The 9,744-nt window shown below is 72.8% G+C and carries 5 protein-coding genes and 1 pseudogene; 4 read left to right on the plus strand and 2 right to left on the minus strand.

Annotated features, from left to right (window positions below; all coding sequences use genetic code 11):
- Nucleotides 1–40: 40 nt before the first annotated feature.
- Nucleotides 41–1,030 carry an FHA domain-containing protein gene (locus AC0IVP_RS02615; protein ID WP_471754330.1) on the minus strand — a complete coding sequence of 330 codons (990 nt, stop codon included), beginning with the start codon at nucleotides 1,028–1,030 and terminating at the stop codon, nucleotides 41–43.
- Between the two features lie 211 nt (nucleotides 1,031–1,241).
- Entirely contained in the window at nucleotides 1,242–3,791 is a 2,550-nt protein-coding gene (gene glgP / locus AC0IVP_RS02620) for an alpha-glucan family phosphorylase (RefSeq protein WP_056288359.1), read from the minus strand.
- 141 nt (nucleotides 3,792–3,932) lie between these two features.
- On the opposite strand from glgP, the gene AC0IVP_RS02625 reads away from it, so the two are divergent.
- From AC0IVP_RS02625 to AC0IVP_RS02640, 4 genes and pseudogenes are all read left to right on the plus strand, one after another.
- Complete coding sequence (locus tag AC0IVP_RS02625; protein WP_471754332.1) at nucleotides 3,933–5,936, plus strand: alpha-1,4-glucan--maltose-1-phosphate maltosyltransferase; 2,004 nt, start codon at nucleotides 3,933–3,935, stop codon at nucleotides 5,934–5,936.
- Between the two features lie 116 nt (nucleotides 5,937–6,052).
- The gene (gene treS / locus AC0IVP_RS02630; protein WP_056288366.1) at nucleotides 6,053–7,903 is read left to right on the plus strand and encodes a maltose alpha-D-glucosyltransferase; all 1,851 of its coding nucleotides are present in this window, start codon (nucleotides 6,053–6,055) and stop codon (nucleotides 7,901–7,903) included.
- Entirely contained in the window at nucleotides 7,900–9,270 is a 1,371-nt protein-coding gene (locus AC0IVP_RS02635; RefSeq protein WP_056288370.1) for a maltokinase N-terminal cap-like domain-containing protein, read from the plus strand. Before treS ends, AC0IVP_RS02635 begins: the two co-directional genes overlap by 4 nt.
- 55 nt (nucleotides 9,271–9,325) lie before the next feature.
- Nucleotides 9,326–9,744, plus strand: a pseudogene (locus tag AC0IVP_RS02640) (1,4-alpha-glucan branching protein GlgB); the annotation flags it as partial.

The following is a 9,744-nucleotide window of genomic DNA, read 5'->3' on the forward strand; positions in this document are numbered from 1 at the left end:
CCTAGCCCGCCGCACAGCCCTCACACAGCGACCGGCCCGACTACTCCGCGGACTGCTCGAAGGTGATGACGGTCCAGCCCAGCAGCAGCCGGTCCCCGTCGGACAGCGCGTGCGGGACGCCGGGCTCGAGCTGGGTCCACTCGGTGGCCTCGGGGCCGGCGACGTGGGTGCCGTTCAACGACCCCAGGTCCACCAGCGAGACCTCGCGGCCGGCGCGCTGGATGGCGGCGTGCGAGGAGGACAGCACGTTCTGGGTGTCCGCGATCGGCACCGGGACCGCCGTGCCGGAGGTGACCAGCTCGTGGCCGTCGGGGCGGCGGCCCAGCACCAGGTCGTTGTCGACGGTGACGACCATGCCGTCGTCGAAGCGCAGCACCGGGGCGGCCGGCGGGTCGGGCTGCCAGAAGGCGGTCTGCTCGCCGGCCTGCGCGGGGGGCTGGGCGGCGACGGGCTCGGACACCGGGGCGGCGGAGGGCGCACTGAACCCGGAGTCCGAGGAGGCGGTGAACCGCTCGGCCGGCGGGGCGCTGGGGGCGGCCGGCGGCACGGCCACCGACGGCGGGGTCGCCGCGGTGAGGGTCAGGGTGGCGCCGCTGCCGGGGACGGTGCCCGCGGTCAGGTCGAACGCGACGCCCGGGGGCACCGGGGAGGGCGCGGAGCCCGGGCCGACGTACAGGCTGGAGCCCAGCGAGAAGCCGGTGGCCAGGCTGCAGCCGTCCACCGGGCGGCCGGAGACCGGCACGCCGTCCACGGCCGGCTGGCCCTTGCCCGCCCACAGCGCGACACCGGAGCCGGAGCCGTCGGCGGTGTCGGCGAGCACCAGGGCGAAGGAGGCACCGGAGTCCGCCAGGGCGGACACCTGGGCGGCGACGGCGGTCAGCACACGGTCGGCGCCGGGGCCGGAGACCCCCAGGCAGGCGTGCAGCGTGGCGACGAGCGCCGGCGAACCGGGGGCGTCGACCCACAGCAGTCCACCGTCGCGACGGGCGACGACGTTGTCTCCGGGGAGTACCTCACAGCGGTCGGGCATGACGGTCACAGTAGTGACGGAGGGCCGCCGAACCCGGCGGACGGCGCCAGCCACGCCGGACAGTGACCACCGACATGTCCTCGTGGTCACCAGGAGTCACTGCTGTCTCACGGTCTGGTCGTCCGGGGACCCGTTCGTCTCACCCTCCCCGACGCTCCCCGAGGTGGGTGGACGATCAGCCCCCCGGACGTCCAGACCGGGTCGACCGGGGTCAGGCGTTGGTGACGACGCCCAGCTCGGCCTGGTCGGCGAGGTGGTCCGAGGCCGGCAGCACCCGCACCGTGTAGCCGAAGGCCCCGGTGCGCTCCAGCGGCACGGTGGCGGTGAACCAGTGCCGGGACCCCTCGGTCGCCTCGTGGGCCATCGCCACCGTGGTGACCTCGTGCAGCCCGTCGGCGTCGTCCACCCGGCCGTAGGCGGCCTGCACGCCGACGTCGGAGGGCTGCAGCCCCGGCAGCTCCACCTCGGCCCGCAGGTCGATGGTGGACCCGATCTCGGGGGTGTCCCCCACCCCGGTGGCCTCGACGTGGGCCACCCGGATGCCCGACCAGTTGGCCAGCAGGTGCTGGCGCCAGGCGGCCTGCTCGCGAGCCACCGCGTAGCCCCGCTCGGCCAGCGCACGGCTGCTGTGCGCGGCGGGCACGTACAGCTGCTGCACGTAGTCGGCGACCATCCGGCTGGCCAGCACCCTGGGGCCGAGGTCGGCGAGCGTGTGCCTGACCATCTCGACCCAGCGGGTGGGCACGCCGTCCCGGTCGGTCTCGTAGAACCGGGGCAGCACCTGGCGGTCCAGCAGGTCGTAGATGGCGTGGGCCTCGACGTCGTCGCGGCGGTCGGGGTCCTCGACGCCGTCGGCGGTGGGGATCGCCCAGCCGTTCTGGCCGTCGAACCACTCGTCCCACCAGCCGTCCTTGATGGACAGGTTCAGCCCGCCGTTGAGCGCGGACTTCATGCCCGAGGTGCCGCAGGCCTCCAGCGGGCGCAGCGGGTTGTTCAGCCACACGTCGCAGCCCCAGTAGAGGTGGCGGGCCATCCCGATGTCGTAGCCGGGCAGGAAGGCGATCCGGTGCCGGACCTCCGGGTCGTCGGCGAACGCCACCATCTGCTGGATGAGCCGCTTGCCGCCGTCGTCGGCGGGGTGGCTCTTGCCGGCGATGACCAGCTGGATCGGCCGCTCGGGGTCCAGCAGCAGCGCCTTGAGCCGGGCGGGGTCGCGCAGCATCAGGGTGAGCCGCTTGTAGGAGGGCACCCGGCGGGCGAAGCCGATGGTCAGCACGTCGGGGTCGAAGACCTGGTCGGTCCAGCCCACCTCGGCCTCCGAGGACCCCCGCGAGAGGGCGGTCTCCCGCACCCGGCGGCGGACCTCCTCGACCAGCCGCCCCCGCAGCAGCCGACGGGTGGCCCACAGGTCGCCGGCGTCGATGCGGTCCACCCCGTCGAACCGGACCGGGCCGTCGACGTCGGTCGGGTCGCCCTGACTGGAGGACTGGGTGCCCAGCTCGACCAGCTCGCGGGCGGTCCAGGTCGGGGCGTGGACGCCGTTGGTGATCGAGGAGATCGGCACGTCGTCGGCGTCGAAGCCGGGCCACAGGTCCCCGAACATGCCCCGGCTGACCTGGCCGTGCAGCTCGCTGACGCCGTTGGCCCGCTGCCCCAGCCGCAGGCCCATGTGCGCCATGTTGAACTTGCTGGGGTCCTCCTCGGCGCCCAGCGGCAGCAGCTGGTCCACCGGGACGCCGAAGCCGGCGAAGTAGCGCTCGATCAACGCCCGTGGGAACCGGTCGATGCCCGCCGGGACCGGGGTGTGGGTGGTGAACACGGTGCCGCCGCGGACCGCCTGGAGCGCCTCGGCGAAGGACAGCCCGTGGGACTCGGTGAGCTCGCGGATCCGCTCGACGCCCTGGAAGCCGGCATGGCCCTCGTTGGCGTGGAAGACCTCGGGCTGGGGGGTGCCGGTGAGCTGGCACCACGCGCGCACCGCCCGGACCCCGCCGATGCCCAGCAGCATCTCCTGGCGCAGCCGGTGGTCCTCGCCCCCGCCGTAGAGCCGGTCGGTGACCCCACGCTCGGCCGGGGCGTTCTCCTCGATGTCGCTGTCCAGCAGCAGCAGGGAGACCCGGCCGACCTGGGCCCGCCAGACGTGGGCGTGCAGCGTGCGGCCCTCGGGCAGCGGGACGGTGATGACCACCGCGGCTCCGTCGGCGTCGCGCAGCAGCTTCACCGGCAGCCCGTGCGGGTCCAGCGCGGGGTAGTGCTCGAGCTGCCAGCCGTCGGCCGACAGGCCCTGGGAGAAGTAGCCGGCCCGGTAGAGCAGCCCGACCCCGATCAGCGGCACACCGAGGTCGGAGGCGGCCTTGAGGTGGTCCCCGGCCAGGATGCCCAGGCCGCCGGAGTACTGCGGCAGCACCTCGGTGATGCCGAACTCGGCGGAGAAGTAGGCGATCGAGGCGGGCGGGGCCCCGGGCAGCGACTGGTACCAGTGCGGGGCGTCCAGGTACTCCTGCAGGTCGTCGCTGACGTCGGTCAGCCGGCGCAGGAACCGGCGGTCGCCGGCCAGCGTGGCCAGGCGTTCGGCGGACACCTCGCCCAGCACCCGGACCGGGTCGCTGCCGCAGCTCTGCCAGAGCTGTGGGTCCAGCGCCTCGAAGAGGTCGCGCGTCTCGGGGTGCCAGGACCACCGCAGGTTCATGACCAGCGAGGACAGCGGGGACAGCGCCTCGGGGAGCGAGGCTCGGACGGTGAGTCTGCGGAGGGCACGCACCTCCCCGACCCTAGCGGCCGACGCGCGCCCGGGCGGCCCGGGAGGAGGGCTGGGTCACACCGGGGGCGCCGGTCGGCGGGCTGTGACGCCTCCCTCCCGCGCCGATGTGCCCGGCGGCGCGGACGTCGATAGCGTGGCCGGGTGACTGGCCGCGCTGACCTCCGTCTGGGCATCACCGATGTCGCTCCCGTCGTCTCCTGTGGGTCGTTCTCGGCCCGCGCCGTGGTGGGTGAGAGCCTGCCGATCTCCGCCACCGTCTTCCGCGAGGGCCACGACGCCGTCGCGGCCAACGTCGTCTGGAACCCCCCGGCCACCCCGGGCAGGCGGGCCACCCGCCCGCCACTGGTCCGGATGGAGCCCGCCGGGCCCGAGCCCGACGTCTGGGCGGCGACCGTCGTCCCCGACCGGGAGGGCCTGTGGACCTTCCAGATCGAGGCCTGGGACGACCCGATCAGCACCTGGCACCACGCCGTCGAGGTCAAGGTCGAGGCCGGCCAGGGGGCCGGTGAGCTGGCCAACGACCTCGAGGAGGGGGCCCGCCTGCTGGACGCCGTCGCCAAGACCGCGCCGCGGGAGCACCGCGCCGCCCTCACCCAGGCCGCGGTCGCACTGCGCGACGAGACCCTCGAGCTCACCGCCCGGCTCACTCCGGCCCTGACGCCGTCCCTGCAGGAGCTGCTGCACGCCCACCCGGTCCGCCGGCTGGTCACCCGCTCACCGCGCTACGAGGTGTGGGTCGACCGGGTCACCGCGCTCTACGGCTCCTGGTACGAGTTCTTCCCCCGCTCGGAGGGCCCCGTCGTCGACGGCAAGCCCACCCACGGCACGTTCGCCGACGCCGCGAAGCGGCTGCCGGCCATCGCCGACATGGGCTTCGACGTCGTCTACCTGCCCCCGATCCACCCGATCGGCACGGTCAACCGAAAGGGCAAGAACAACACCCTGGTGACCGAGGAGGGCGACGTCGGCTCACCGTGGGCGATCGGCAGCGCCGACGGGGGCCACGACGCCGTGCACCCGGAGCTGGGCACGATGGCCGACTTCGAGTCCTTCGTCGCCCGCACCCGCGAGCTGGGCATGGAGGTCGCGCTGGACTTCGCCCTGCAGGCCGCCCCGGACCACCCGTGGGTCACCGAGCACCCGGAGTTCTTCACCACCAAGCCCGACGGCACGATCGCCTACGCGGAGAACCCGCCGAAGAAGTACCAGGACATCTACCCGATCAACTTCGACAACGACCCGGCGGGCATCTACGCCGAGGCGCTGCGGGTGCTGCGGGTGTGGATCGCCGCGGGCGTGAAGGTGTTCCGGGTCGACAACCCGCACACCAAGGCGCTGAACTTCTGGCACTGGCTGATCTGGGAGGTCAAGAAGACCGACCCGGACGTGCTCTTCCTGGCCGAGGCGTTCACCCGGCCGGCGATGATGCACCAGCTGGCCCGGGTCGGCTTCACCCAGAGCTACAGCTACTTCACCTGGCGGACCCAGAAGGGCGAGATCGAGGACTACGGCCGCGACCTGGCCTCGACCGCGCACTACATGCGGCCGAACTTCTTCGTGAACACCCCGGACATCCTGCACGCGTCGCTGCAGTTCGGCGGCCCGCCGATGTTCAAGATCCGCGCCGTGCTGGCCTCGATGATGAGCCCGACCTGGGGCGTCTACTCCGGCTTCGAGCTCTACGAGCACGTCGCCCTCAAGCCCGGCAGCGAGGAGTACCTGGACACCGAGAAGTTCCAGCTGCGTCCCCGCGACTACGCCGCCGCCGAGGCCGCCGGCCGCTCCCTGGCGCCCTACCTGACCACGCTGAACCGGGTCCGCCGCGAGCACCCGGCGCTGCAGCAGCTGCGCACGCTGCACTTCCACCCGATCGACAACGACCAGCTGCTGGTGTTCTCCAAGACCGACCCGGCCTCGCAGGACACCGTGCTCGTCGTCCTCACGCTGTCCAGCCACCACACCCAGATCGGGACGACGGCGCTGGACATGGCCGCCCTGGGCATGGACTGGTCGGACCGGTTCACCGTCACCGACCAGGTCACCGGCGCCGCCTACGAGTGGGGCCAGTTCAACTACGTCGAGCTGGACCCCTACCGCGAGCCCGCCCACGTCTTCACGGTCCGCCGGCACACCCCGCCGTCCTGACCCCGCCGTCCTGACCCCGCCGTCCTGACCGGGGCGCACCTGATCGGGCCCTCCCGACCGGCGACCCCCTCCCCCGACACACCTCCAGCCCACGAGAGTCGAGGACCGACCTCCCCATGACCGTGCCCGTCCCCAACGCCGCCCGCCCCGGGCTGCCCGCCCCCGGCGCCGACCCGGAGTGGTACAAGCGCGCCGTCTTCTACGAGGTGCTCGTCCGCGGGTTCGCGGACAGCAACGCCGACGGCATCGGCGACCTCCGCGGGATGATCGGCAAGCTGGACTACCTGCAGTGGCTCGGCGTCGACTGCATCTGGCTGCCGCCCTTCTTCGCCTCCCCGCTGCGCGACGGCGGCTACGACGTCGCCGACTACACCGCGGTGCTGCCCGAGTTCGGCGACATCGACGACTTCACCGAGCTCGTCGCCCAGGCCCACAGCCGGGGCATGCGCGTGATCATCGACTTCGTCATGAACCACACCTCGGACCAGCACCCCTGGTTCCAGGCCAGCCGCAACGACCCCGAGGGGCCCTACGGCGACTTCTACGTGTGGAGCGACGACGACACGACGTACTCCGACGCGAGGATCATCTTCGTCGACACCGAGGTCTCCAACTGGACCTTCGACCCGGTCCGCAAGCAGTACTTCTGGCACCGCTTCTTCTCCCACCAGCCCGACCTCAACTTCGAGAACCCCGCAGTGCGCGAGGCGATCATCGACGCGCTGCGGTTCTGGCTGGACCTGGGCATCGACGGCTTCCGCCTGGACGCCGTGCCCTACCTCTTCGAGGAGGAGGGCACCAACTGCGAGAACCTCCCCAAGACCCACGAGTTCCTCAAGCACGTCCGCCGGGTGGTCGACGCCGAGTACCCCGACCGCGTGATGCTGTGCGAGGCCAACCAGTGGCCGGCCGACGTCGTCGAGTACTTCGGCGAGGACGGCGACGAGTGCCAGATGGCCTTCCACTTCCCGGTCATGCCGCGGCTGTTCATGGCCGTGCGCCGGGAACAGCGCTTCCCGATCTCGGAGATCATGGCGCAGACGCCGGCCATCCCGGACAACTGCCAGTGGGGCATCTTCCTGCGCAACCACGACGAGCTGACCCTGGAGATGGTCACCGACGAGGAGCGCGACTACATGTGGGGCGAGTACGCCCAGGACCCCCGGATGAAGGCCAACATCGGCATCCGGCGCCGGCTCGCCCCGCTGCTGGACAACGACCTGGACACCCTCGAGCTGTTCACCGCGCTGCTGCTGTCGCTGCCCGGCTCGCCGGTCATGTACTACGGCGACGAGATCGGCATGGGCGACAACATCTGGCTCGGTGACCGGGACGGCGTCCGCACCCCGATGCAGTGGAGCCCCGACCGCAACGGCGGGTTCTCCACCGCCGACCCGCAGCGGATGCACCTGCCGCTGGTCGCCGACCCCGTGTACGGCTACCAGGTCACCAACGTCGAGGGCCAGCTGCGCAACTCCAACTCGCTGCTGCACTGGACCCGCACGCTGATCTCGGTGCGCAAGGAGCACCCGACCTTCGGCGTCGGGAGCTTCACCGAGATCGGCTCGCGCAACCCCACCGTGCTGTCCTTCGTCCGCGAGTTCGGCGACGACGTGGTGCTGTGCGTGAACAACCTGTCCCGGTTCCCGCAGCCGGTGGAGCTGGACCTGCGCCGCTTCGAGGGGTGCGTGCCGGTGGAGCTCACCGGCCGGGTGGAGTTCCCCGCGATCGGCGTCCTGCCCTACATGCTCACCCTGGCCGGGCACGGCTTCTACTGGTTCGAGCTCTCCAAGCCCGCGGCGCCGGAGACCGACGAGGACGACGAGGCCTGGGAGACCGCGACCAGCTCCTCGGTCGCCCAGTCCCTGATGGCCGCCGGCATCGTCGGCTCCGCCGAGGACGCCCCCGGCGGCAGCGGCGGACTGGGACTCGAGGGCACCACCGACCACACCGGAGGCACCCGATGACCGCGCTGACCGACCTGCTCGCCGAGTGGATGCCGCACCAGCGCTGGTTCGGCGGCAAGGGCCGCGAGTGGGCCGGCATCTCCGAGGACGGCTTCTTCCTGGACGAGTCGACACCGGCACTGTCGGTGCACCGGGTCCGAGTGGCCTACACCGACGGGGCGACCGAGACCTACCTGGTCCCGCTGTCCTGGCGGGACACCCCGGTCGACGAGCTCACACCGGTGTTCGTGGGCGCGATCGCCGGGGCCACCGGGGAGAGCTACGCCTACGACGCGATGCGCGACCGGGACGCCACCCTGCCGTGGCTGACCCACCTGGTCGCGGCCTCCACCGTGGGGCCGATGCACTTCCACCCGGCCGGGGTCGCCTACATCCCCGAGGGCCTGCCCGGGGACGTGATCTCCACCGAGCAGTCCAACACCTCACTGGTCTACGGCGAGACGGCGATCCTCAAGCTCTTCCGCCGACTGGAGCCCGGGCTCAACCCCGACGTCGAGGTGCACGACGCGCTGCGGACGACGGAGAACCCGCACATCGCCCCGCTGCTGGGCCACATCGAGATCGACGACCCCGAACCCGGCGTCCCCCCGGCCACCGTCGCGATGCTGCAGGCGTTCGTGCCCAACGCCAGTGACGGCTGGCGGTTGGCCACCTCCTCCGTCCGCGACCTCTACGCCGAGGGGGACCTGCACGCCGACGAGGTGGGCGGGGACTTCGCCGGGGAGAGCGAGCGGCTGGGCGAGGCCACCGCGCTGGTGCACCGCGACCTGGCGGCGGTGCTGCCCAGCCAGCCGGCCGCGGCCGGCTGGTACGCCGAGGTGGCCACCCAGCTGACCGCCCGGCTGGAGGCGGCGACGGCGATCGTGCCCGAGCTGGCCGAGCACGGGGACGGTCTGCGGGCCCTCTACGCCTCGATCGCGGACGCCACCGAGCCGGTGGCCCTGCAGCGGGTGCACGGGGACCTGCACCTGGGCCAGGTGCTGCGCACCACGCAGGGCTGGATCGTGCTGGACTTCGAGGGCGAGCCGGCCCGCGCGCTGGCCGCCCGCCGGGAGCTGGACTCCCCGCTGCGCGACGTGGCGGGGATGCTGCGCTCCTTCGACTACGCCGCCCGGCACATGCTGGTCGAGCAGCCCGACGACCCGCAGCGCGCCTACCGGGCCCAGGAGTGGGCCGAGCGCAACCGCACCGCCTTCTGTGCCGGGTACGCCGCGGCCAGCGGCACCGACCAGGGCGGGGACTCCCCGCTGCTGCGGGCCTTCGAGGCGGACAAGGCGGTGTACGAGTGCGTCTACGAGGCGCGCAACCGGCCGCACTGGCTGATGATCCCGCTGACCTCGCTGTCCCGACTGGCCGCCGGCAGCTGAGCCGCCCCACCCCCATGCGAGCCACCACGACGCGAGCGAGACGGACGGAGCGACGATGACGACGCAGGACGAGACACCCGACGACCCGATGACCCGGGAGGAGCTGCAGCGCTCCGTGGAGCGCAAGGCGGAGGAGTTCGCCGAGAAGCTCGAGGCCGCCGAGCGCGAGCGGCCCAGCAACCCCGGGCAGGGCATCACCGCCACCCCGGTGGTGGCCCCGGCCCCGATCGCCGAGCCCGGCGTGCAGTCGGCCCCCTCGGCACCCCAGCCCGAGGCACCCGACGGCGACCCGGCCGAGGTCTCGCACCCGACCCCGCGGGAGGACGGCGAGCACGCCGGCACCGGCGGGGACTCCCCGGCCGAGACCACCGAGATCAGCCCGGCCAGCACCAGCCCGGACGAGGACGGCGAGCGGGACGACACCCCGGCCACCGACACCCCGGCCGCCGACGCCCCCGCCGAGGGCTCCCCCGC

The sequence above is a fragment of the Klenkia sp. AC732 genome (assembly GCF_979256525.1).

What these genes read in the sequence shown, in the direction of transcription:
- AC0IVP_RS02615 (WP_471754330.1), bottom strand. Translation starts at nt 1,030, where the DNA reads ATGCCCGACCGCTGTGAGGTACTCCCCGGAGACAACGTCGTCGCCCGT.
- AC0IVP_RS02635 (WP_056288370.1), top strand. Translation starts at nt 7,900, where the DNA reads ATGACCGCGCTGACCGACCTGCTCGCCGAGTGGATGCCGCACCAGCGC.
- treS (WP_056288366.1), top strand. Translation starts at nt 6,053, where the DNA reads ATGACCGTGCCCGTCCCCAACGCCGCCCGCCCCGGGCTGCCCGCCCCC.